This window comes from Acinetobacter sp. IK23, assembly GCF_035615275.1.
Taxonomy (GTDB): Bacteria; Pseudomonadota; Gammaproteobacteria; order Pseudomonadales; family Moraxellaceae; genus Acinetobacter; species Acinetobacter seifertii.
This window is the reverse complement of sequence record NZ_JANBNX010000017.1, coordinates 1-23,242: the sequence shown is the minus strand read 5'-3', so window position 1 is coordinate 23,242 and position 23,242 is coordinate 1. Positions and strand designations below refer to the sequence as shown.

20 protein-coding genes and 1 pseudogene are annotated in these 23,242 nt (G+C 39.2%); 10 read left to right on the top strand and 11 right to left on the bottom strand.

Annotation, left to right across the window (positions count from 1 at the left end; translation table 11 throughout):
- Positions 1-21: 21 nt before the first annotated feature.
- The 3 genes from MSG95_RS12265 to MSG95_RS12255 form a co-directional block, all read right to left on the bottom strand.
- Positions 22-1,131, bottom strand: a complete 1,110-nt coding sequence (locus tag MSG95_RS12265; RefSeq protein WP_077165598.1) for an NADH:flavin oxidoreductase/NADH oxidase — start codon at positions 1,129-1,131, stop codon at positions 22-24.
- Between the two features lie 9 nt (positions 1,132-1,140).
- Positions 1,141-3,273 (bottom strand): TonB-dependent receptor, encoded by a 2,133-nt coding sequence (locus MSG95_RS12260; protein WP_324624799.1) that lies wholly within the window; start codon positions 3,271-3,273, stop codon positions 1,141-1,143.
- A 132-nt stretch (positions 3,274-3,405) separates the two neighbouring features.
- Entirely contained in the window at positions 3,406-3,972 is a 567-nt protein-coding gene (locus tag MSG95_RS12255) for a DNA-3-methyladenine glycosylase (protein WP_077165599.1), read from the bottom strand.
- A gap of 75 nt (positions 3,973-4,047) precedes the next feature.
- Here MSG95_RS12255 and mutM point away from each other — a divergent pair, with 75 nt between their 5' ends.
- Both mutM and MSG95_RS12245 read left to right on the top strand, forming a co-directional pair.
- Positions 4,048-4,872, top strand: a complete 825-nt coding sequence (mutM, locus tag MSG95_RS12250; protein WP_077165600.1) for a bifunctional DNA-formamidopyrimidine glycosylase/DNA-(apurinic or apyrimidinic site) lyase — start codon at positions 4,048-4,050, stop codon at positions 4,870-4,872.
- A 19-nt stretch (positions 4,873-4,891) separates the two neighbouring features.
- Complete coding sequence (locus MSG95_RS12245; protein WP_077165601.1) at positions 4,892-5,182, top strand: peptidylprolyl isomerase; 291 nt, start codon at positions 4,892-4,894, stop codon at positions 5,180-5,182.
- Positions 5,183-5,192: 10 nt separating this feature from the next.
- Here MSG95_RS12245 and MSG95_RS12240 read toward each other — a convergent pair whose 3' ends face one another.
- From MSG95_RS12240 to typA, 3 genes are all read right to left on the bottom strand, one after another.
- A complete protein-coding gene (locus MSG95_RS12240) occupies positions 5,193-5,546 on the bottom strand; it encodes a gamma-glutamylcyclotransferase family protein (protein ID WP_077165602.1) in 354 nt (117 codons plus the stop codon).
- 141 nt (positions 5,547-5,687) lie between these two features.
- The gene (gene mscL, locus MSG95_RS12235) at positions 5,688-6,119 is read right to left on the bottom strand and encodes a large conductance mechanosensitive channel protein MscL (RefSeq protein WP_077165603.1); all 432 of its coding nucleotides are present in this window, start codon (positions 6,117-6,119) and stop codon (positions 5,688-5,690) included.
- 256 nt (positions 6,120-6,375) lie between these two features.
- Positions 6,376-8,211, bottom strand: a complete 1,836-nt coding sequence (gene typA / locus MSG95_RS12230) for a translational GTPase TypA (protein WP_004705742.1) — start codon at positions 8,209-8,211, stop codon at positions 6,376-6,378.
- Positions 8,212-8,389: 178 nt separating this feature from the next.
- Here typA and MSG95_RS12225 point away from each other — a divergent pair, with 178 nt between their 5' ends.
- The 5 genes from MSG95_RS12225 to MSG95_RS12205 all read left to right on the top strand — a co-directional run bounded on the left by MSG95_RS12225 (position 8,390) and on the right by MSG95_RS12205 (position 13,954).
- Complete coding sequence (locus MSG95_RS12225; RefSeq protein WP_077165604.1) at positions 8,390-9,748, top strand: uracil-xanthine permease family protein; 1,359 nt, start codon at positions 8,390-8,392, stop codon at positions 9,746-9,748.
- Positions 9,749-9,813: 65 nt separating this feature from the next.
- Complete coding sequence (locus tag MSG95_RS12220; RefSeq protein WP_077165605.1) at positions 9,814-10,827, top strand: class I SAM-dependent methyltransferase; 1,014 nt, start codon at positions 9,814-9,816, stop codon at positions 10,825-10,827.
- A gap of 21 nt (positions 10,828-10,848) precedes the next feature.
- Positions 10,849-12,309, top strand: coding sequence for an amino acid permease (locus MSG95_RS12215; protein WP_004705739.1), 1,461 nt, complete (start codon positions 10,849-10,851; stop codon positions 12,307-12,309).
- A gap of 277 nt (positions 12,310-12,586) precedes the next feature.
- Positions 12,587-13,792, top strand: coding sequence for an RtcB family protein (locus tag MSG95_RS12210; protein ID WP_077165606.1), 1,206 nt, complete (start codon positions 12,587-12,589; stop codon positions 13,790-13,792).
- A gap of 3 nt (positions 13,793-13,795) precedes the next feature.
- Positions 13,796-13,954: a hypothetical protein gene (locus MSG95_RS12205; RefSeq protein WP_004705737.1), complete on the top strand. Its 159-nt coding sequence runs from the start codon at positions 13,796-13,798 to the stop codon at positions 13,952-13,954.
- A gap of 127 nt (positions 13,955-14,081) precedes the next feature.
- Here MSG95_RS12205 and omp38 read toward each other — a convergent pair whose 3' ends face one another.
- Positions 14,082-15,134 carry an outer membrane protein Omp38 gene (gene omp38, locus MSG95_RS12200; protein ID WP_077165607.1) on the bottom strand — a complete coding sequence of 351 codons (1,053 nt, stop codon included), beginning with the start codon at positions 15,132-15,134 and terminating at the stop codon, positions 14,082-14,084.
- Positions 15,135-15,513: 379 nt separating this feature from the next.
- On the opposite strand from omp38, the gene MSG95_RS12195 reads away from it, so the two are divergent.
- The 3 genes from MSG95_RS12195 to MSG95_RS12185 all read left to right on the top strand — a co-directional run bounded on the left by MSG95_RS12195 (position 15,514) and on the right by MSG95_RS12185 (position 17,883).
- On the top strand, positions 15,514-16,029 hold the full coding sequence (locus MSG95_RS12195; RefSeq protein WP_077165608.1) for a GspH/FimT family pseudopilin: 516 nt from the start codon (positions 15,514-15,516) through the stop codon (positions 16,027-16,029).
- Positions 16,030-16,137: 108 nt separating this feature from the next.
- The gene (locus MSG95_RS12190) at positions 16,138-17,313 is read left to right on the top strand and encodes a thiolase family protein (protein WP_077165609.1); all 1,176 of its coding nucleotides are present in this window, start codon (positions 16,138-16,140) and stop codon (positions 17,311-17,313) included.
- Positions 17,314-17,439: 126 nt separating this feature from the next.
- Positions 17,440-17,883 (top strand): VOC family protein, encoded by a 444-nt coding sequence (locus tag MSG95_RS12185; protein ID WP_019457527.1) that lies wholly within the window; start codon positions 17,440-17,442, stop codon positions 17,881-17,883.
- 52 nt (positions 17,884-17,935) lie between these two features.
- Here the strand turns inward: MSG95_RS12185 and MSG95_RS12180 are convergent, their stop codons facing one another.
- The 4 genes and pseudogenes from MSG95_RS12180 to MSG95_RS12165 form a co-directional block, all read right to left on the bottom strand.
- Positions 17,936-18,421 (bottom strand): DUF934 domain-containing protein, encoded by a 486-nt coding sequence (locus MSG95_RS12180; protein ID WP_077165610.1) that lies wholly within the window; start codon positions 18,419-18,421, stop codon positions 17,936-17,938.
- Positions 18,414-20,057, bottom strand: a complete 1,644-nt coding sequence (locus MSG95_RS12175; RefSeq protein ID WP_004789205.1) for a nitrite/sulfite reductase — start codon at positions 20,055-20,057, stop codon at positions 18,414-18,416. Before MSG95_RS12175 ends, MSG95_RS12180 begins: the two co-directional genes overlap by 8 nt.
- Before the next feature lie 166 nt (positions 20,058-20,223).
- Positions 20,224-22,629 carry a glucose/quinate/shikimate family membrane-bound PQQ-dependent dehydrogenase gene (locus MSG95_RS12170; RefSeq protein WP_019457525.1) on the bottom strand — a complete coding sequence of 802 codons (2,406 nt, stop codon included), beginning with the start codon at positions 22,627-22,629 and terminating at the stop codon, positions 20,224-20,226.
- Positions 22,630-22,803: 174 nt separating this feature from the next.
- Positions 22,804-23,127: pseudogene (locus MSG95_RS12165) on the bottom strand (carbohydrate porin); the annotation flags it as partial.
- Between the last annotated feature and the right edge of the window lie 115 nt (positions 23,128-23,242).

Genomic DNA, 23,242 nt, shown 5'->3' with positions numbered 1-23,242 from the left:
CTTAATTTGCCCGCTGATCAACTAAAAAGAATCAAAAAGCTGTTTTAATCCATGTGGTTGACAACGCAAATACTGAGGTGCAATTTTAACTTTTGCTCCCAATGTAGCTGCTGCATGCCACGGCCAACGAGGGTCATATAACATAGCACGAGCAAGGCCAATTGCATCAGCTTGCTGAGTTTCTAAAATTTGTTCAGCATGTTCTGGCTCGGTAATCAGTCCTACTGCAATCACAGGAATAGACACATGCTTCTTAACCTGTTCGGCAAAAGGAACTTGGTAGCCCGCTCCAATGGTAATATTTTGAAGTTCATGTAAACCACCGCTAGACACATGAATATAAGCGGCTCCCAATTGCTCTAAAGCTTTTGATAATCCAACTGTAGATTCAATATCCCATTGTTCATTGCCATCCATCCAGTCAGATGCAGATAGACGTACTCCTACTGGATAGCCTTCAGGCACCGCGAGTTTAATTGCCTGAAGTACTTCAAGCGCCATACGCATACGGTTTTCTAAAGAACCGCCATATTCATCAGTACGCTGATTGGCAATTGGCGATAAGAATTGATGTAGTAAGTAACCATGTGCTGCATGTACTTCGATTAGCTCAAAGCCAGCTTCTACTGCACGTTTTGCAGCAGCAGCAAAGTCTTGTTGAACTTGTTTAATTTCATCGATTGTTAATGCATGTGGCGCAGCATCGTGAACCGAAAAAGTACTTGTACTTGGGGCAACCGTTTGCCAGCCATGTGGCTGATTTTTTGCAATTTGACCTTTACCCAACCAAGGCTTTTCAGTCGATGCTTTACGTCCAGCATGCGCTAACTGAATTCCAAATGGCATAGGAGAAAGTGTTTTAACTTTCCCCAATAAAGTTTTGATCTGGTCACCTTGTTGGTCATTCCAAAGTCCAAGATCTGCATAACTAATTCGACCTTCCGCTTGTACAGCCGTAGCTTCCACAATACATAGCCCAGCTCCTGACAATGCGTAATTTGCCCATTGCTGCTCATGCCAATAAGTAATTTCGCCTTCATCAGTTGCCGAATACTGACACATTGGGGCTATTACAATTCTATTGACCAGTTGTAGCAAATCAAAATTAACCGTTTCAAATAATTTTGCCATTTTAAATTCCTAGAATTGTTTAATTACACGTAAACCTGCACTCCAGTTACGCCCATCCGCAGGCTCAAAGTAACGATCATTACCATCATTTACAATCACTGAACCCGCATAGTTTTTATCAAATAGGTTATCTACACGAGCAAAGCTTTTGACTTTCCAATCGCCTAAATCCCATGCATAACCAATATTTGCTGAAGTTACACTGTAGCTCGGTGCTGCGTCACTGTTGGTATCATTCACGTATACTTTGTCCATATACTGTACGTCTACACCACCATATAGACCATGCGATGGCTGCCATGCCAAAGAGGCATAAGCTTGGTTTTTAGCAATACCCGGAATTTTATTTCCTGATGGGATCTGGGCAATATTTCCTAAAGCTGGAATATCAGCATCAAAATTTGCATCTAAATAGGCATAGCTTGCAGTCGCTGTTAAATCTCGCCACAACTTTTTGTTCCACGCAAACTCTACCCCTTCACGTAAAGTTTTATCTGCGTTACGAAAGGTAGAACGTCCGTTTGAGCTTCCTGCTGAAACAATGTCATTTTTGGTTTTAGTTTGAAAAACTGCCAAAGTAAAATCACCTAATTGGTTTTGTGATTTTAAACCAGCTTCATAGGTATCACTCGTTGATGGTCTTAAATCAAAGTTAAAACCTGGCTTTGTCGTATCAGTTTGATATGCCATTTCAGTAAAGGTCGGTGTTTCAAACCCTTTGGCATAACTTACATAGGCCATGAGCTCAGGTAAAATTTGCCAGCTTAAAGCAGCAGAAGGTAAAACTTTATCGTAATCGGTCTTCCCACTATCGTCGCCATTACTTAAATAGTTATCTTTAGATTTGTAATGCACATTGCTGTAGCGCATACCCGTATCTAAACGCCATGTTGGTAAGAACTGCCATGAAGCTTGCAAATATGGGTCGATATTCCACAAAGTATTGTCTTCATCACGGCGTAATTTACCTTTAACACCATAAGAAGGTTGACCATTTACTAAATTAAAGTTTTCAAAGCCTTTACGATCTTCATCCATCGCATCGAGTGCAACACCAACACTTACAGTAGTATTTGGAAGTAACTCTTTACCCGTCCAACGAAAATCTGCACCATAATAATTACGTTCAAAATCAATCACGCCACCAGCATGATTAATACTGGCATCTTGTGTCGATTTAGGTATAGATTGATACTGAGTGACTTGTCGATTACCTAAATATGCCATGGCATAGAGTTCATTTTTATCATTAATTGGCTTAGACCATGTCACCCCTGTTTGGGTTTGCTCAATGTCTTTACGAACATTAAATTGCTTTAAAAAAGGCACTTGTTGCTTTGGGTTCGCATTCCACTGGTCATGTGTTAAACCTTGCGGATCATCTGCATTGATTTTGACATAGTTAGTCACCCAGTTGATTTTGCTACCATCATCAAGGTTCCAACTGAGCTTGGCGTTATTTAAGATTTTATCTGCACCGCTATGATCTCGGTAACCATCCGTATCGAAGTACGATGAACTAATAATATAGCTTGGTTCATTCGCACCCTTTGCCCCACCTTGTAGTACTAACCCTGCTCGGCTTTTATTGTGGCTGCCTCCCGAATAGCTCAGCTCGATTGAGTCTTTCCCTTGTCCTTCTTTAGTAGAAGTTAAAATTGTCCCACCCGATGAGTTTCCATATAGTGAAGAAAAAGGTCCCGTTAGAACTTCAACATGGTCTAGACTACTTAAATCAATATTAGAGGTTTGGCCTTGCCCATCTGGCATAGTAGCAGGAATACCATCCACATATAGACGAATACCTCGAACACCAAAAGTAGAACGTGCGCCAAAACCACGCATAGATAGCTGCAAATCTTGCGCATAATTTTCACGATTACGAATCTGTAAGCTCGGTATCCCTTTCACAACTTCAGTTAAATTCACTTGTGAAGAGCTATCAGCTTGAGGTGCATCTATTCGAAAAACTGAAGCAGGTGTTTGTAAGTAAGTGGTATCGGTACGCGTTGCTTCCACATGTAAAGTAGGCAATTTGGCAACGTCTGAATTTAGGTCTTCTGCCCATACAATTGGACTAGAAATACAGCCCATACTCATCAAAATACAGTAATGAAGTCGGTCTAAGCGTAATAAGGACATGCTTATTTCCTTTATTTATATTGTAGTTATGATAACAAAAAGCAGTGCTTTGTCTGGATATTGAATTCAATCCACATAGTTGTAAATTTAGAACACTATTTCATTATTTAAAAATTAATTTCTAAATTTGGATTATCGACTTAACGAAGGATGATCTTTCCAGCAATATCGTTCAGGCCAGTCTTTTGCTTCTTCAGCATAGTCAATTCCAATACGTGGCGTTAAAACAACCTCTGGTTGTGTAGTAGCTGCTTCAATCCATAGCCCAGATTCTTTACCTAAAGTCTGACCTTTTAAACTACGGTCAATACCCAAATAACGCGTCAGTTTGCCCGGCCCAGCTAAAAGCTTATATTCATTTTTGGTTGAAGCATTACTTAAAAATACAGACCGAATCATTACTCCCTCAGGCACACCTTCTGTTTGAGTAATAATATTAAGCATTTCATACATGCCATAAATTAGGTAGATGTAAATCGTACCACCATGGCCATACATTACCTCAGTTCGAGCTGTTCGTTTATCATTGTAACTATGGCAAGCTTTATCTCGAACGCCCAAATAAGCCTCTGTTTCACTAATTGTGCAGCGGATGACTTGACCATCAGGCTGCCGCTTACACAATACGCAGCCGATCAAATCATAAGCTACTTGTGAAGTTTCTCGTTGAAACCAGCTTAATGGTAAAATATCTGACATAGTATTCTCTGAAATATTACATACCACACGTTATACTTGATTAATCCAGTATATCTGTTAATTCTGCGAGTTGGCATGCCTGAGTTACCCGAAGTAGAAACTACCAAAACCAGTTTATTTCCCTTATTGAATCAAAAAGTTCAAAGTGTAGAAGTCCGCAACTCTAGCTTACGCTGGCCTATACCAGACGACATTCAAAAACTTGTTGGGCAACGTCTCATTCGGTTAAATCGACGTTCAAAATATATTCTGGCAGAGTTTGAACAAGATCAAATGCTTTGGCATTTGGGAATGTCAGGAAGCTTTCGTCTGACCGAGCCAAATGACGAACTAAGAAAACATGACCACCTGATTATTCAATTTGAAGATCAGCAATTACATTACCATGACCCTCGTCGTTTCGGTTGCATCCTTTGGCTTAACCCTGAAACTCAAGGCAAACTCATAGATACTTTGGGACCAGAACCTTTAAGTACTGATTTTCATGCAGAATATTTAGCTTCTAAGCTCAAGAATAAATCTGTCGGCATAAAAATTGCACTTATGGATAATCATGTAGTGGTTGGTGTAGGCAATATCTATGCAACTGAAAGCTTATTTAATGTTGGCATTCACCCAGCACAACCTGCTGGTGATTTGACTATGCAGCAGATTGAGAAACTGGTTGTCGAGATTAAACGAATTTTGAAATCGGCAATTGATTTAGGTGGCTCGACTTTACGTGATTACAGTAATGCCATGGGTGAAAATGGTTATTTCCAGCAAACACTTCTTGCTTATGGTCGTGCTGGAGAAATGTGTGTTAACTGTGAAACCACATTAGAAAACTTAAAACTCGGTCAGCGTGCCAGTGTATTTTGCCCACAGTGCCAACCACTTAAAAAGCTGAGAAAGCCTTAATTTTTTGGAGGAAGACAACATGCAAACAGCAATTGTCCGACATATTTTAGTCAAAGATAAAGACCTAGCTGAACAGCTAAAAAAGAAACTACAAAGTGGTGCAGACTTTGCCAAACTTGCCAAGCAATATTCCACCTGCAATTCAGCTAAACGTGGCGGTGAACTTGGCGAAGTTAAAAAAGGTCAATTAGTACCTGTTATCGACAAAGTTGTCTTTACAGCTGCTGAACGCGTGTTGCAAGGTCCTATTAAAAGCCAGTTTGGCTATCATCTTTTAGAAGTTAAATTCCGAATGGGCAACTTACGCTGATTCCATTAATTTAATTATGGTTTTCAGAAGCTTGAGCCTGCGCATTCATTTGATATGTCCAGGCTTTAATATATTCACCCGACTCTAGTTTTACATCTGCGATGACACGCTGGTATTGAAAACCTTCAAAATCATCCAGCATCTGCCAGTTTTCAGCAAGTTTTTCTGTGGTAAACACATAACCATCTATCCAATCGGCTTGCGAATCTAACTCAAGTGCTTTTAAACCCTTGTCTGGACCCCAATCTAAAATATGAATCACGCCTCTTACACTGGCTTTTGTCCAGCTTCCACCAATCTGCTCTAAAATATGAGCATTGGTTTTATTCGGACATAAAGTGCCATACACAAAAAGCTGATTCATTTATTTATACCCTTTTTACAATGTACGTAGTTGAGCCTATCGATAGCCTGTCTATTTTATCAATATCTTTAGTCCAGTATAAAATACTAAGTAATAAAAAACGGTACTCTCGGTACCGTTTCTTATTAATTCAGAATATTGTTAAGCTTTCTTTTTCAACTCATCACGAATTTCGCGCAGTAATTGCACGTCTTCAGGCGTTGCAGCTGGAGCTTCTGGCTCATTCTTATCACGGCGAAGTCTGTTTAATAATTTCACCATCAAGAATACAACCCAAGCCAAAATAAGGAAGTTAATTAAAATGGTTAGGAAGTTACCATAAGTTAATACATTGATACCTGCTTTTTGCAAAGCATCTAAAGATTGCAGATTGGTCGGGTTGGATCCTAGAACAATAAATTTCTGCGAAAAATCAACGCCACCACCAGTAATTACACTGATAATTGGCATGATAATATCTTTCACCAAAGAGTCCACGATTTTGCCAAAAGCACCACCAATAATCACACCAATGGCTAAATCCATCATATTGCCTTTAATGGCAAATTCTTTAAATTCTTGAATAATACTCATCTAAACATCTCCAGATGTCGGGGGCCGAAACACGTCATATTTTTCTTTTTCATTGGCATCTTATCGAATTAGATAGTACTCGCCATGATATTGATAATTTAATATTTTTATCAAAAAAAAGAAAACTATCTCACACTTTAACAACATATTCGTTTATAAGAAAAATATGAATTTAAGGTTAATTTAATTTCAAGTATAACAATTAAAAAAACCGCTAAATTAATTTAGCGGTTTTTTCTTTTTCAATTAAGAAAAATTATTTATCACGGTTACGTTTACGTTCGTTTTCAGTCAAGTAACGTTTACGAATACGGATTGATTTAGGTGTTACTTCTACTAACTCGTCATCTTCAATGAATTCAAGCGCTTGTTCAAGCGTATATTCAATTGCAGGTACTAAAGTTAAAGCATCATCTGTACCAGATGCACGAACGTTAGTTAATTGTTTCGCTTTAGTTGGGTTTACAACCATATCGTCTGAACGAGAGTTAATACCCACGATCATACCTTCGTAAACTTCTAACTGTGGCTTAGCAAATAAACGACCACGGTCTTGTAAGCTGAACAATGCATAGCCCAAGCAAGTACCTTGAACCATAGAAATCAACACACCGTTTTGACGCTTCGCAACAGTACCTTGTTTAACAGGACCATAATGCGAGAAGCTTGAAGTCATGATCCCTGTACCAGAAGTCATGGTCAAGAATTCAGAACGGAAACCGATTAGACCACGTGAAGGTACAGTCGCTTCAATACGGATACGGCCTTTACCGTCAACTTCCATATTAGTCATTTCGCCTTTACGGTGACCCATTTGTTCCATTACAGCACCTTGATGCTGTTCTTCAACGTCAAACGTTACGTTTTCGTAAGGTTCTTGTCTTTCACCATCAATTTCTTTGATGATTACTTGTGGACGTGATACGCCCATTTCAAAGCCTTCACGACGCATGTTTTCAATTAAAACTGAAAGGTGAAGTTCACCACGGCCAGATACTTTGAAACGGTCTGGACTGTCAGTATCTTCAACACGTAAAGCTACGTTATGAATTAATTCGCGATCAAGACGTTCACGGATATTACGTGAAGTTACGAATTTACCTTCTTTACCAGCAAACGGAGAGTTGTTTACTTGGAAAGTCATAGATACTGTAGGTTCATCTACAGATAAAGCTGGTAATGCTTCAACATTTTTCGGATCACAGATCGTGTCAGAAATGTTAAGTGCATCAATACCAGTAATACATACGATGTCACCAGCAGATGCTGAATCTACATCAATACGCTCTAAACCGTGGTAACCCATGATTTTTAAAATACGACCGTTACGTGTATTGCCATCTTTGTCAATTACAGTAACAGGAGTGTTTAATTTTACTGAACCACGTTGAATACGACCAACACCGATAACGCCTACGAAGCTGTTATAGTCAAGTGATGAAATCTGCATTTGGAATGGACCATCAACGTCAACTGCTGGTGGTTCAACGATGTCTACAATCGTTTCGAACAACGGAGTCATGTCTTCTGCAAGTTCTTCAGGAGCTGGACCCGCTACACCACGTAAACCTGATGCATAAACGATTGGGAAATCTAATTGCTCATCAGTTGCACCAAGGTTATCAAACAAATCAAATACTTGATCGATTACCCAGTCTGGACGTGCACTTGGTTTATCAACTTTGTTGATAATAACGATTGGCTTCAAACCACGAGCAAAGGCTTTTTGCGTTACAAAACGAGTTTGTGGCATTGGGCCTTCTTGAGAGTCAACAAGAAGTAATACGCAGTCAACCATCGACATAACACGTTCTACTTCACCACCGAAGTCGGCATGTCCCGGGGTGTCCACGATGTTGATACGGTAAGTTGTATCAGTACGCTTATCCAACCAAGTAATAGAAGTGTTTTTCGCTAAAATGGTAATACCACGTTCACTTTCAAGCGCATTCGAGTCCATGACACGCTCAATCTCGCCTGCTCGGTCACCGAGAGCACCTGATTGCTGAAGTAGTTTATCGACAAGTGTGGTTTTCCCGTGGTCGACGTGCGCAATAATTGCGATATTACGGAGATTTTTGATATCTGACATGAAAATTAGAAACGCCTGAAATTTGAGGGCAAATTATACAGAAAAACACTACTCTTGAGTAGTGACAGTTTATTGACATTGACAAAAAAATTTCCCAATAGCCTGTATTTCGTTTTGTAAAGATAGGTATCTCGATTAGAATAGCGCCAATTTGCGAAATTGTGGCGTATTTACTCCCATGTCCAATCAACCATCACCAGACCATCTTGACCTTGTTTATGGACTAGATGACCGACCAAAACCCTTCGTGGCTTTTCTAGCTGCTTTTCAACATTTGCTTGCAATTATTGTCCCAATTATTACACCTGGGCTTCTTATTTGTTTAGCTTTGGGTGTTTCACGTACCGAAACCAACATGATTTTATCCATGTCTTTGGTCATTTCAGGAATTGCAACTTTCTTACAATGCAAAAAAGTTGGTCCTTTCGGTGCAGGTCTACTCATTGTTCAGGGTACTAGTTTTAACTTTATTGGCCCAATTATTGGTATTGGGAGTGCAATGGTTGCCGCAGGTACACCAGTAAATCAGGTTATGGCTGCTATTTTTGGTGTGGTGATTGCTGGTTCATTTATTGAAATGGGTGTGTCACAGATCCTACCATGGGTAAAAAGACTTATTACTCCGCTTGTGACAGGTATTGTTGTACTGCTGATTGGTTTAACGCTTATTAAAGAAGGCCTCATTAGTATGGGTGGTGGTTACCAAGCTATGCAAGATCATACTTTTGCAAGTTCTGATAACCTTATAATGTCTTGTACAGTTCTAGCTATTATTATTGTTTTAAATCGCATACCCGTAGTGTGGATTAAAAGCTCAGCTATTTTGATTGCTTTAGTTATTGGCTATATTCTTGCTGGTTTCATGGGTTATTTAGATTTCTCTGGTCTAAAAGACGCTCCTGTTATTCAAATTCCGACACCTATGCACTTTGGCTTAAGCTTCTCATGGGGCTTATTTATTCCAATGGCATTCATTTATCTGGTGACTTCATTAGAAGCAATTGGTGATGTCACAGCAACCAGTAAACTTTCAAACCAACCTGTAGATGGTCCTCAGTGGATGCAACGCATCAAAGGTGGCGTGTTAGTGAATGGCGCAAACTCCTTACTTGCAGGATTATTTAATACTTTCCCTAGTTCTGTTTTTGCCCAAAATAATGGTGTTATTCAACTCACTGGTGTGGCGAGTCGTTACGTAGGGATCTGGATTGCTGCTTTACTCATTCTATTAGGTCTATTCCCTGCTGTAGCAGGTGTAATACAAGCCGTACCACAGGCGGTATTAGGCGGAGCAGTTATGGTAATGTTTGGTGCGGTTGCTGCCTCAGGCATTAACATTCTTTCATCTATTCACTTAGACCGTCGTGCTCTTTTAATTATCGCGATTTCACTTGCACTAGGTTTAGGTGTTGCTCAAGTTCCACAAATTTTGGAACACTTACCAGAGTTATTTAAAAATATTTTTAGTTCTGGTGTAGCAACAGGTGGTATTGCGGCATTAATTTTAAATGTTGTACTTCCTGAAACACATAAATAACCCTTTTTTAATTTTTTGATTACTGCCCAGTTTCCACTGGGCATTCTTCTTCATGAGAGATGTACATGGATCCTAGAAGTGAAGTGGTATTAAGACAGCAAGACTATTTAAAAGGTAGGCTTTTGTTGATTAATGCACCCAATGATGCCTTAGTCAGTCAATTACCATCTGGGGTTGATGCATCAGTCTGGACGTGGAATTATGCGGATTATCAAGGCTTTGTTAATGCAGGCACGACAGCACATTTCTCGGTTGAGTTTCCATCACAAGAATTTGATCAGGCTATAATTTTTGTTCCAAAATCAAAAGAGCTTTTAAACTATATATTGCATGTGGTGATGAGCCATCTAAAAACTGACCAATCAGTTTTTTTAGTAGGTGAAAAAAAAGGTGGTGTTGAAAGAGCTGCTAAACAACTACAAAGTTTTGGCAAAATTCTTAAACTTGATAGCGCTCGACATTGTCAGTTATGGCATATAAAAATTGAGAAAACTGAAAAGCTCAAACCTCTTGAAAGCTGGTTAAAAACCTATACTGTTCAAGCAAATGGACATGAACTTACCATTTGTGCCCTCCCTGGCGTTTTCAGTCAAAGTCATCTAGATGTCGGAACTGCTGTTTTACTCCCTTATCTTAATGACGTGAAATCAGGTAGAATTGCCGACTTCGGGTGTGGTGCAGGAATTATCAGTTGTTATTTGGCAAAAATAAATTCAAGTAATATTATTCATGCCTTAGATATTGATGCTTTCGCTTTACGGTCAACGGAAATGACTTTTAGTCGAAATGGAATAGGTTCAAACCAGTTGAGATTGCAACCTGTTATAGGAATTGCAGACGCCCCAACAGAACTTGATGCCATTGTCAGTAATCCTCCCTTTCATCAAGGTATTCATACCAACTATGATGCAAGTGAAGGACTCTGCCAGAACGCTAAAAAACATTTAAAGGCATCGGGTGAGCTATGGATTGTAGCAAACCGTTTTTTAAACTATCCGATCTTAATTGAGAAGCACTTTGGTCAGTGTGAGATTAAAACTGATCTTCAAGGCTTTAAGGTGTTATATGCCTGTGCATAACAAACTATGTAAGGAATCTCCATGAGCGAAACACATGCTCCTGAAAAACTCCAGCGAAAGCTTGGAGCTCGTCATCTGAATATGATCGCCATTGGTGGTTCCATTGGTACAGGTCTCTTCCTTGCTTCTGGATCAACCATTGCAAACGCAGGCCCTGGTGGGGCTCTACTCGCTTACTCTCTTATTGGTATTATGATTTACTTCTTAATGACCAGTTTAGGTGAGCTTGCGACTCATACCCCAACATCTGGTGCATTTTTTACCTATGGCAGTCGCTATGTTGAAGATGGCTTTGGTTTCGCTCTAGGCTGGAATTATTGGTACAACTGGGCAATTACGGTTGCATTTGAACTTGTTGCTGTACAGTTTATTATGAAATTCTGGTTTCCAGATATTCCCGGATTTTACTGGAGTGCCCTTTTCCTCGTTATCATTTTCATGATTAACGCAATGAGTGTAAAAGGTTTCGGTGAAAGCGAATTCTGGTTCTCAATGGTTAAAGTTATTGCAATTATTGCCTTCATTATCATCGGTATCGCCATGATAATTAAGCTCATGTTGACACCGGGTGTAGCGACTTTTGGCAACTGGACCTACAAAGATGCGCCTTTTGTGGGTGGTTTACAAGCTATGATTGGCGTCGCCATGATTGCAGGATTCTCATTTCAGGGAACCGAAATGGTGGGTGTTGCTGCGGGTGAATCGAAAGATCCAAAGAAAACTATTCCACTTGCAATTAAACAGATTTTCTGGCGAATTTTATTATTCTATATCTTGTGTATTTTCATTATCGGCACACTTATCGCCTATGATGATCCAAATTTATTACAAGCTGCAACAACGGAAAATGTTGCCCTTTCTCCTTTTACCTTGCTTTATGAAAAGGTAGGCTTTGCTTTCGCTGCGAGCTTAATGAACGCGGTTATTTTGACTGCTATTTTGTCGGCAGGTAACTCGGGCATGTATTCTTCTACCCGTATGTTATTTGACATGGCTCAACAAGGCCGTGCACCAAAATGGTTTGCAAAACTCGATAATCGTGGTGTTCCAATGAATGCGCTATATGCAACGACATTTATTGCTGCATTCTGTTTCTTAACGACATTTATTGGTGAAAAACAAGTCTTTAACTGGCTACTCAACATGTCAGGGATGTGTGGTTTTATTGTCTGGTTAGGTATTGCAATTTCACATTATCGCTTCCGTAAAGGTTATATCGCTCAAGGGTATAAACTTGAAGATTTAGCATATCGTGCCAAGTTTTTCCCATTTGCACCTTGGTTCGCATTCATTCTGTGTTCAATCATTATCTTAGGCCAAAATTATCAAGCTATTTTGGGTGGAAAAATTGATTGGATCGGCTTACTTTCTACTTATATTAGTTTGCCTTTATTCTTAGTAATTTGGCTCGGATATAAATGGAAATATAAAACTAAATTAATTAGTTACGACAAAATGAATGTAAAACCAGAGCAAGATTAACAGTAAGTTTAAGTCGTTAATTAAAGTAAGCTGAAGATCCAAAGCTTGATCTTTAGTTAAAAACAGGTAAAATGCCGTTCAGATTTTCAACGGCACTTTTTAAAAAAGGAGGACATCATGCCAACACTACAAGGTAAAACACAGTAACGATTTGGCACGATGTCAGCTCACGGACAAGTGTACAAATTTAATTCACTTGTCCGAATGCTCTAATTTAAGACCTAGCATTCGCTAGGTTTTTTTATGCCTATTCGGACAGAAAAATAAGAGAAAAATTATGGGCATACAAAAAATATTAAATGAAGAGGCACTCTATGGTGTCCCTGTTAAAATTTTCACTCAAGATATAGATAGTGAAAGTATCGAACAATTAAAGAAAATGGCGCAACTGCAATTTATATATTCACATATTGCTGTTATGCCAGATGTTCACGTAGGAAAAGGTGCAACGGTAGGAAGTGTTATTCCGACTAAACATGCCATTATTCCAGCTGCAGTCGGTGTAGACATTGGCTGTGGAATGAATGCAATTCGTTTAAGTCTAAAGGCTTCACAGCTACCTGATAACTTGAGTCGTTTACGTGATGCAATTGAACGTAAAGTACCAGTTGGATTTGCTTTACATAAGCAAGTCAAAGCTAAAGCATCGAGTATTATCCCACTTGAAAAACGCTTAGAGCCTATTATCAAAAAGCATCCTGGACTTGTTCGAATGCTTCGACAATTTGATGCAACTTGGCAAAAACAATTAGGCACATTAGGAGGTGGCAATCACTTTATAGAGTTATGTATTGATGAAAATCAAGATGTATGGGTAATGCTACATTCAGGTAGTCGAGGTTTGGGTAACGTCATTGGTACTTATTTTATTGAACTTGCCAAGAAAGAAGCACAACATCGCTTTGGGCATGTACCTGATAAAGACTTAAGTTATTTTGCTGAAGGTTCAAACAGTTTTAATGATTATGTAGAAGCTGTGGAGTGGGCCCAAGAATATGCTTTTGAAAATCGTAAAGAAATGATGCGATTAGTCTTAGAAGCAATCCGACCTATCCTACCCTCATTTCAAATGACAAAAGAAGCAATTAATTGTCATCATAATTATGTAAGTCGAGAAACCCATTTTGGTGAAAATCTTTTAGTTACCAGAAAAGGTGCTATTAGAGCAGGTTTAGATGAGTTAGGAATTATTCCTGGCTCTATGGGAGCACGCTCTTATATTGTTAGAGGAAAAGCTAATCCTGAGTCTTTTTGTTCATGTTCTCACGGCGCTGGGCGTAAAATGAGCCGTAGCAAGGCAAAAATTCTGTTTAATCAACAAGACTTAATTGAGCAAACCAAAGGTATTGAGTGCCGTAAAGATAGTGGCGTTGTCGATGAGATCCCAAGTGCTTACAAGGATATTGATGAAGTCATGGCGAACCAATCAGATCTTATTGAAGTGGTTCATACACTTAAACAAGTTTTATGTATTAAAGGTTAAAAAATGAAAATTAAAGAAATGCCAAAAATTAAGGTCCGTAACCACGTAGCTCTGTCCCCTTTACTTCAAAAAGGTGGCATGCATGAGACAGAAAAACCTCGTGCACAGCATCGTCGAGATAGACAAGATACTAAACAGCAATTAAAAAAAGGTGTTTGGTAAAAACTTATCTATCAACAATTAACTGAATAGATATTATTGAGGAGATATAGAAATGAAAAAATATTTGAAAAATCGCAATAAAAAAGCGACTCTAACGAGTCGCTTTTTTACTGTTCAGAAACTCAAATTATTGAGCTTGTTGACCAGGTTGAACTACTACAGTACGGCTACCAGTGATTGTCGCGAATACACGACGGTTCATAGCACGACCTTCTTTAGTTTTGTTGTCAGCAATCGGTTGATCCCAAGCGAAACCTTGAGTAGACAAACGAGAAGCATCAACATTGTATTCGTTTACAAGAGCTGATTTAACAGAGTTAGCACGAGCTAAAGATAAACGTTCGTTCAACTTACGTGGACCAGTGTTATCTGTGTGACCTTCGATACGTGCAGTAGCGTTAGGGTATTCAGTTAACTTCTCAGCAACTTTAGCGATTTCTGGCTTGTATTGGTCTTTGATGTTTGACTTGTTAGTATCAAAGAACACACGAAGTTCCATGTTAAGGTCTTCAGTTAACTCTTGTGGTTGTGGAGCAACTGGAGTTGGTTCAACTGGAGCAACTTCTACTACTGGAGCAGCAGGCTTCAAGTGACCACCAAGAACTACGTTTAAACCAGCAAGAGCTGTATAGTTCCAGAATTGTTCGTCAAAGTTATAAGTACCACGAGCTTCTGTACGAAGAGATAAAGCATCGTTGATGCGATAGAACGCACCGATACCAGCATTACCTAAAGTACCTTCTTCAGAATTACCACGTGTACCACGATTTACACCATCAAAGTCATATTTGTAGTGACCAGCACCTAATAATACGTATGGCTTAAATTTGCTGTCGTAGTTTTTAGTGATTAAATCAGAAGTAGCATAGAAGTTACCGTTGATTTGCTTTTGTTTGTATTCAGCACCAGCAGAAGCACCGTTTACATCACCTTTAACTTGGTTATATTCAGCTTCAAAACCTAACCATGGTGTTAACTCAACACCAAGAGCTGCACCAACGAATAAATCGTCCTGTAACTCAGGACCGTTTGTTAAACTACCTTTGTCACCACCGTTATTGTGTTGGCTGTCTTGGAAAGTGTAACCAAGCAATAATGGAGTAACAGTTACGCCAGCATTAGCAGCAGCTAATGGAGCAGCAACCAGCATAGTAGCAAGTGCAATACGACTCAATTTCATGGATATCCTCCAGAGATAACAATTGTTGTTCAAGCTCAGCCTAAATTTATTGGCCCCTGAGATATTTTTACCCCAGTATTATTTTTAAGCTATTCACATTTGAATCATACAAACACTTGATAAACTTTCCAAGTGCTTGATAATTTTAATCAAGTAAATTATTGACAAAATTACTTACAATTTCCGTTGTAATTCGGTAATTTTTTACTCAACTAGCAAATATGAACAACTTCTTTGTTTCGCTTGCGGTGATTTTACCAGTATTCTAGTCAACTGATAACCCTTATTTAATTTTGTGTTTCCTTATTATAAAAAATAATATAAATCATTGTCAGAAAACATAAAATTGCTCTATTTATACATATATTAAGGTTTTTTAATGTTTAAATCTCCTGGTTTTACTATAGTTGAATTCTCTGTAACCCTCGTAATTATTGTAATTATGTCAGTTATAGCCATTCCTTTATACCATCAATTTATGGCATCTGCAGAATTAAAAAATACTCCGCGTGTACTCACAATTCATATACAAAAAGCCAAATATGACGCGATTGTTAGGCATACAAACATTGTTCTGTGTCCCAGTTCCGATCAATTCATTTGTAATACGAACTGGAATAGTCAACTCATTAGCTTTGTAGACAATAATCGTAATCTACAACATGACTTAAATGAAGAGTTATTAACTTCAGTAGATCTTAACCATCATTATGGTTCTATGAAATTACAACGTTTTGGAAAAAAACAAAATAGTATTGTTTTTCAGGGCAATTCAGGACTTCCAATCGAGTCTAATGGCAGTTTTATTTATTGTTCTTATGATCAGCTTAAAAATTTTAAGTTAATTCTCAGCAAAATGGGGCACGTCCGCTTAGAAGAATCTCAAAATTGTTAGAACTCTACAGTCTAATGCAGAACCCAATACTATCCCCATTTTGCAATATACTGCTTAAGTTTTAATGTTTTCTTAATTTGAGATAAAGAACAATCGGAGATTACAACAATGACTGACATCGTAATTGTTAATGGTGCTCGTACTGCTATGGGTGGTTTTCAAGGATCACTATCTGGTCTAACTGCTCCCGAACTAGGTGCAGTAACAATTAAAGAAGCAATCGCACGAGCAGGTTTGCAGCCTACTGATGTTGAAGAAGTCATTATGGGATGTGTTCTTCCTGCTGGTTTAAAACAAGGCCCTGCTCGTCAAGCGATGCGTAAAGCTGGTTTACCAGACTCTACAGGTGCAGTGACGATTAATAAACTTTGTGGTTCAGGCATGAAAGCCGTGATGCAAGCAGCCGATATGATCAAAGCAGGCAATGCTGAAATTGTGGTTGCAGGTGGTATGGAGTCGATGACAAATGCCCCTTATATTTTACCAAAAGCACGAGCTGGCTACCGTATGGGTCATGGCGAAATTAAGGATCACATGTTTCTTGATGGACTTGAAGATGCTGAAACAGGTCGTTTAATGGGTTCTTTTGCTCAAGATATGGCAAATACTCGTGGCTATACACGTGAGCAAATGGATGACTTTGCAATTCGCTCTTTAAAACGTGCTCAAACTGCAATTACCGAAGGCTATTTCAAAGATGAAATCGTTCCTGTTACCGTACCTAGCCGCAAAGGTGATGTCGTTGTTGATCAAGATGAACAACCTTTAAATGCAAAGATTGACAAAATTCCTTCACTTAAACCAGCTTTTGCAAAAGACGGTACAATTACCGCAGCAAACGCAAGCTCTATTTCAGATGGTGCATCTGCATTAGTATTAACTTCAAGTGAGGTTGCTACTCAACGTGGTTTACAACCATTGGCAAAAATTATTGCAACAGCTTCAAACTCTCAGCATCCTTCAGAATTTACAATTGCTCCTGTTGGTGCCATTGAAAAAGTTCTTAAAAAAGCAGGATGGAATGCTCAAGAAGTTGACCTGTGGGAAATTAATGAAGCCTTTGCTATGGTTACAATGTGTCCAATTGATGATTTCAAACTTGATGCAGAGAAAGTGAATATTAATGGCGGTGCTTGTGCACTAGGTCACCCAGTAGGCTCAACAGGTTCACGTATTATTCTTACCCTGATTCATGCACTTAAACGTACTGGCGGTAAAAAAGGTATTGCAGCACTCTGTATTGGTGGTGGCGAAGCAACAGCCGTTGCGATTGAATTGATTTAATAAAGATTGATTTTTAAATCCCACTTCGGTGGGATTTTTTATGAAAAAATTACAAAAAAAGACCCACAAAATCACTTTTAAGTTTTAACTTATTCCTCTAAATGAAAACAACAATGGACAATAACAATGCAACTCAATCACTATCTCAACTTTCAAGGTCAGGCGGAACAAGCGTTTAACTTTTATAAATCAGTATTTGGTGGAGAGTTTGCCATGCTGAGTCGCTATGGTGATATGCCCGCTCCCGAAGGTGTAACCTTATCAGAAGCCAATAAAAACCTGATTTTACATGTGTCTTTACCCATTAACGAATTCACAGTACTTATGGCATCAGATACCAATGATCAGTTCTGTGCGCCTAACAGTGTTTTTACCCAAGGCACTAATCACTACATTGCAATAAACCTTGAAAAAGATGAGCAAGAGAAAGCAAAGCAGCTTTTTGATAAGCTATCTGTAAATGGCCAAATTGAAATGCCTCTAGAAAAGACTTTTTGGGGAGCATTATACGGAGCGTTTACCGATCAATTTGGTATAAAGTGGATGGTTAACTGCCAATTAGACACTTAATTCCCAATATAAAAAATCCCGCAAATTGCGGGATTTTTTACGTCAGCATATCTTAAGCACCAGTTTGGTAGCTCGCTTTTGGCACAGCAGTTGAAGCTTGATACGGATTGGTAAAATCTTGCAAACCTGCCGCAGCTTCTTGTACGTCTTTGCCTTCTTTTACGACAAAGCTATCAAAACCAGAACGCTTTAAGTAGTTTAGAACATCCTTAAACACATCACCTGTTGCACGTAACTCACCTTGGAAACCTTGGCGACGTAACAATGCTGCAAATGAGTAACCTCGACCATCGCCAAAACCTGCGAACTCAATGAAGATTGCATCAAGTTCATTTAATGGAAATGTATGATCTTCAGGTGAATCATTTACCGTCACATACAAAGCTTTTTTGCCTTGAATGTTGGCTAATTGGTCAAGTTGAGCCGTTGTTACGACAACGTCACCTTGAGGAACAACACCATCTTCAGCAATGATTTGATAAGTATTGTCTGCAATCGTGCCATCTTTATAAAGCACTGGTAGAGCTGTATTAAGCATATGCACGCTCCTTAAATGGTTGAATTCCTACACGGCGATATGTGTCAACAAAACGCTCACCTTCGGTACGTAAATCAAGATATGTATTTAATACTTCCTCAATTACGTCAGGCACAGCATCTGCTGCAAATGATGGCCCTAAGATGTCACCGATTGAGGCATCATGGTCTGAATTACCACCTAATGTAATTTGGTAGAACTCAGCGCCTTTCTTATCTACACCTAAAATACCGATATTACCAACGTGGTGATGACCACAAGCATTCATACAACCAGAAATATTTAGATCTAAATGACCAAGATCATAAACTTTGTCTAGGTCATCAAAACGACGTGTAATCGCTTCAGCAATTGGAATTGATTTCGCATTTGCTAGTGAACAGAAATCACCGCCTGGGCAACTAATGATATCGGTAATAAAACCAATATGTGCACGTGCCATGTTTTGTTGTTCAAGCGCTTGCCATACATCGAACAAGTCTTTTTGAGGCACATCTGCCAAAGCAATGTTTTGTTCGTGAGTCGTGCGAAGTTCACCGAAAGTATATTTATCAGCAAGATCTGCAATAAAGTTCATTTCTTCGGTGGTCATATCGCCCGGTGCAATACCTGCACGTTTTAGAGAAATCGTAACAATACGATAGCCCTTCACTTTATGTGCATGCGTGTTGATATTGAACCATTGTTTGAATTTTGGATGCTCAGCAAATAAAGCTGTAAAGTCTTCGTCAGCTAAATCTTGATAATCAAACGGAGTGAACTCTTCATCCAGTTTTTTCAAGATTTCTGGCTGAATTTTCAATGCTTCGCGTGTATGTTCAAATTCAGCTTCAACTTTCTGTGCAAACACTTCAGGCGTTAATGCTTTAACCAAGATTTTGATACGCGCTTTATATTTGTTATCACGACGGCCATGCAAGTTATAAACACGTAGAACTGCTTCTAAGTAAGCAATTAAATCTTCACGTGGTAAAAACTCGCGAATAACGCTACCAATAATTGGGGTACGGCCTAAACCACCACCAGCCATAATTTTATAGCCAATTTCACCCGCTTCATTACGCACGATGTAAACACCAATATCGTGGAATGCCGTTGCTGCACGATCTTTTTCTTCAAGTGCAGAAACTGCGATTTTGAACTTACGTGGCAAGAATGCAAATTCAGGGTGGAATGTACTCCACTGACGAATCAATTCACATGTTGGACGTGGGTCTGCAATTTCACCAGCAACCACACCAGCATATTGGTCAGTTGTTGTGTTACGAATACAGTTACCACTCGTTTGAATGGCATGCATTTGTACAGTTGCAAGTTCAGCTAAAATATCTGGCACGTCTTCAAGTGCAGGCCAGTTTAATTGAATGTTTTGACGCGTAGATACATGCGCATAGCCACGGTCATAAGCAGTTGAAACTTCAGCAACTTTTCGTAATTGTTTAGAATTCATTAAGCCATACGGCACAGCAATACGCAGCATAGGCGCATAACGTTGCACATATAAACCATTTTGCAAACGTAATGGACGATATTCATCTTCAGAAAGTTTGCCAGCTAAATAGCGTTCAGTCTGATCACGGAACTGAGCAACTCGTTCATTAACCAGCTGCTGGTCGAAATCGGTATATAAATACATGGCGTATGGCTAGTAGATTCATTATTAAGGCGGATAGCATAGCGAGCTTTTATTCATCAATAAAATGCTTTTTTTGCATATTTAATAACGGTTTTATTGATAAGCTTTAATATAAATCAATATAAAAAAAGCCCAGATCAATCTGGGCTTTTTTTATAGCAAAGGTTTATTTGTTATCTGGCAATGCATAAGCCACTAAATAGTCGCCCATTTTTGTACCAAATGAACCATGACCACCGGCCATGATCACAACATATTGCTTACCATTAATTTCGTAAGTCATTGGTGTTGCTTGTCCACCTGCTGGTAAACGCGCTTCCCAAAGTTTCTTACCATTCGTAACGTTAAAGGCACGGATGTAGTTATCTTGAGTTGCACCAACAAACATGACATTACCTGCGGTAGAAATTGAACCACCTAAACCAGGAACACCAATTTTCACAGCTGGTAATTGGAATAGTTTTGGCAAGCTATCACGGATAGTACCAATACGTTTTTTCCATACAACCTGATGCGTTTTCAAGTCTACACCAGCTACATAACCCCAAGCTGGTTGTTTACAAGGTAAACCAAGTGGAGATAAGAATGCGCTGATTTCGACACCATAAGGTACGCCATACATTGGCTGAATACCCTGCTCAGTTCCTGCACCTTTTGCAGTTTGTGCACGGTTTGGATCTTCAGGAATTAAACGGCTTACGAATGGCAGACCAATCGGGTTCATTACAGCAACCTGACGATCAGGGTTAACTGACATACCGCCCCATTCAAACACGCCTAGGTTACCAGGGAAAACTAAAGTACCGTTTTCTGATGGTGGTGTATAAATACCATCGTAATTTAGACGTTTGAAAGATACACGACACATGAGCTGATCAAGCATTGTGGCACCCCACATATCTTTATCAGTCAATTTATCTTGTGGCGCCAAGTTCAAGTCAGAGAATGGCTGAGTTTTTGAATAGTGCTCGCCTTTGGTTTGTGGACCGCGCTTAACTGTTTGTGGAACTGGTTTTTCAGTTACAGGAACAATCGGCTGACCATTACGACGATCAAGAACAAAAGCATTACCTGTTTTAGTCAATACATAGATTGCTGGAACAGTTTTACCTGCTTTGTCTTTAATATCTGCCAAAGATGGCTGAGATGGCACGTCCATATCCCACAAGTCATGATGAGTGGTCTGGAAGTTCCATATCAATTTACCAGTTGAAGCATTAATCGCTAACATTGAGTTCGCATAACGTTCTTTCAACTCAGTACGGTCACCACCCCAGATATCTGGAGTACCTACGCCTGTTGGAACATAAACGATATCAAGTTTGGCATCGTATGCTAAAGGTGCCCAAGCATTTGGAGAGTTATGAACAAATGTTGTACCTTGTCCAGGCATAGCATTTGGATCTGCTGCACCAGTGTCAAATACCCAAAGAAGCTTACCAGTATTTACGTCATAACCACGAATAACACCTGATGGCTCTTTATTTGAGTAGTTATCTGTTACAGAACCCGCAATTACGACAGTTGAACCTGTCACAACACCCGGAGATGTTGGGTTATAACCACCTGGATAAGCATATGGCATGAACTCTTGTAAGTTCACTTCACCATTTTGACCAAAGTCAGTACATGCTTTACCAGTGTCAGCATTTACAGCAACTAAACGTCCATCATTGACTGGAACAAAGACTTTACGAGGACATTGAGTTGAAGTCGACTTCTTGGTTTGCAAGCTTGTCGCAAACTCAGTTGTGTTGTTTGCATCGTAGTACATTACACCACGGCAAGTTAAATGCTGGAACGATTTATCCGTTTTAAGCTTCGGATCAAAACGCCATTTTTCTTTACCAGTCGCTGGATCAATCGCAATTAACTGTTGATGAGCTGTACAGATAAACATGTTATTGCCAATTTTAATTGGCGTAACCTGATTGGTTGTTTCACCCGAATCATTATCTGTCTTGAAATCACCAGTACGTAGTGTCCAAGCCACTTTCAAATCTTTGACGTTTTGGTCATTAATCTGTTTAAGTGGAGAATAACGTTCACCTGCTTGAGTACGACCATAAGCTGGCCAATCACTCTCTGCTACACCTGGAACGGCTTGAGCAGTTTCTGGTTGTGGTGTTTTAATCTCACCATTAATTTCTTGCGGATCGTTAAAGATAGAATAAACCATCAATACGATTGCAATCGCTAAAGTTGAAGATAAGGCAACTTTACTTGATCCAAGGTTGTTGATTCCACGAGTCACAGCCGGAACCAATAACCATAAACCAAGAATACCTAAAATATCTAAACGTGGTGCAAGCGCCCAAAAGTCTGTTCCAACTTCCCAGACACTCCAGATAATGGTACCTAGCATTAATGCGGCATAAACCCACAAAGCTGTTGACGCACGCTTGTAGAGTTGCCATGTAACAATGAGAAGTAAGACTCCAGCTACAATGTAGTAAATTGAACCGCCTAGTGTAGCGAGCCAAATACCTCCAATTAGCAGGAATAACGCCAATAACCCAATAATAATTACGGTAAAAGTCGTTAAACCTGATCTTGAAGAAGGTTGATTCATAAACCACCTCTTATTAATCATCATTTTTATCGGAAAGATGTGTCAAAAATCTTAGAGAGAAATGACATCACCAATACATCTAAAACAAAATTCAGGCACGAAGAAAAAAACGGAAGGTCTGGATACTTCAATTAATGATTTAGCCATCGACAATCCGTTTTTCGGAATAGTTACTTAGAATACGGTTGAGAATTTAATACCGCCTACCCAAGTGTTATCACCATTTTTTAATGCACCAACATGACGAACATATTGCACATTTGGACGAATAGTTAGCCAATTAGTGGCATGAATACCGTAATAAAGCTCGGTATTGTATTCAGTGTCATATTCTTTAGCTTGAATATCGCTCCAGTCATCATTGATATGAATACGAGCGACACCAAGTGCTAATTCATCTTGAGGACGTTGATTGAGCAAACCTTTGTAGACCAAGCCTACATTTTGCATGTTGTCGACTTTATTGGTATCTGAGTCATGGAAAGTCGAGCCTGTAAATTATTTTGTGTAAGTTCCATTTTTTATAAATGATCTTTTAATCGATCATCGAACTGAATCGTAAACCAATTCATTGCTAAACGCCAATTTTGAATTGGCATCGTCCATTTCTTCG

Excerpts from the sequence above, each read along its gene's own strand:
- MSG95_RS12265 (WP_077165598.1), bottom strand. The coding sequence starts at position 1,131 with ATGGCAAAATTATTTGAAACGGTTAATTTTGATTTGCTACAACTGGTC.
- MSG95_RS12260 (WP_324624799.1), bottom strand. The coding sequence starts at position 3,273 with ATGTCCTTATTACGCTTAGACCGACTTCATTACTGTATTTTGATGAGT.
- MSG95_RS12255 (WP_077165599.1), bottom strand. The coding sequence starts at position 3,972 with ATGTCAGATATTTTACCATTAAGCTGGTTTCAACGAGAAACTTCACAA.
- mutM (WP_077165600.1), top strand. The coding sequence starts at position 4,048 with ATGCCTGAGTTACCCGAAGTAGAAACTACCAAAACCAGTTTATTTCCC.
- MSG95_RS12245 (WP_077165601.1), top strand. The coding sequence starts at position 4,892 with ATGCAAACAGCAATTGTCCGACATATTTTAGTCAAAGATAAAGACCTA.
- MSG95_RS12240 (WP_077165602.1), bottom strand. The coding sequence starts at position 5,546 with ATGAATCAGCTTTTTGTGTATGGCACTTTATGTCCGAATAAAACCAAT.
- mscL (WP_077165603.1), bottom strand. The coding sequence starts at position 6,119 with ATGAGTATTATTCAAGAATTTAAAGAATTTGCCATTAAAGGCAATATG.
- typA (WP_004705742.1), bottom strand. The coding sequence starts at position 8,211 with ATGTCAGATATCAAAAATCTCCGTAATATCGCAATTATTGCGCACGTC.
- MSG95_RS12225 (WP_077165604.1), top strand. The coding sequence starts at position 8,390 with ATGTCCAATCAACCATCACCAGACCATCTTGACCTTGTTTATGGACTA.
- MSG95_RS12220 (WP_077165605.1), top strand. The coding sequence starts at position 9,814 with ATGGATCCTAGAAGTGAAGTGGTATTAAGACAGCAAGACTATTTAAAA.
- MSG95_RS12215 (WP_004705739.1), top strand. The coding sequence starts at position 10,849 with ATGAGCGAAACACATGCTCCTGAAAAACTCCAGCGAAAGCTTGGAGCT.
- MSG95_RS12210 (WP_077165606.1), top strand. The coding sequence starts at position 12,587 with ATGGGCATACAAAAAATATTAAATGAAGAGGCACTCTATGGTGTCCCT.
- MSG95_RS12205 (WP_004705737.1), top strand. The coding sequence starts at position 13,796 with ATGAAAATTAAAGAAATGCCAAAAATTAAGGTCCGTAACCACGTAGCT.
- omp38 (WP_077165607.1), bottom strand. The coding sequence starts at position 15,134 with ATGAAATTGAGTCGTATTGCACTTGCTACTATGCTGGTTGCTGCTCCA.
- MSG95_RS12195 (WP_077165608.1), top strand. The coding sequence starts at position 15,514 with ATGTTTAAATCTCCTGGTTTTACTATAGTTGAATTCTCTGTAACCCTC.
- MSG95_RS12190 (WP_077165609.1), top strand. The coding sequence starts at position 16,138 with ATGACTGACATCGTAATTGTTAATGGTGCTCGTACTGCTATGGGTGGT.
- MSG95_RS12185 (WP_019457527.1), top strand. The coding sequence starts at position 17,440 with ATGCAACTCAATCACTATCTCAACTTTCAAGGTCAGGCGGAACAAGCG.
- MSG95_RS12180 (WP_077165610.1), bottom strand. The coding sequence starts at position 18,421 with ATGCTTAATACAGCTCTACCAGTGCTTTATAAAGATGGCACGATTGCA.
- MSG95_RS12175 (WP_004789205.1), bottom strand. The coding sequence starts at position 20,057 with ATGTATTTATATACCGATTTCGACCAGCAGCTGGTTAATGAACGAGTT.
- MSG95_RS12170 (WP_019457525.1), bottom strand. The coding sequence starts at position 22,629 with ATGAATCAACCTTCTTCAAGATCAGGTTTAACGACTTTTACCGTAATT.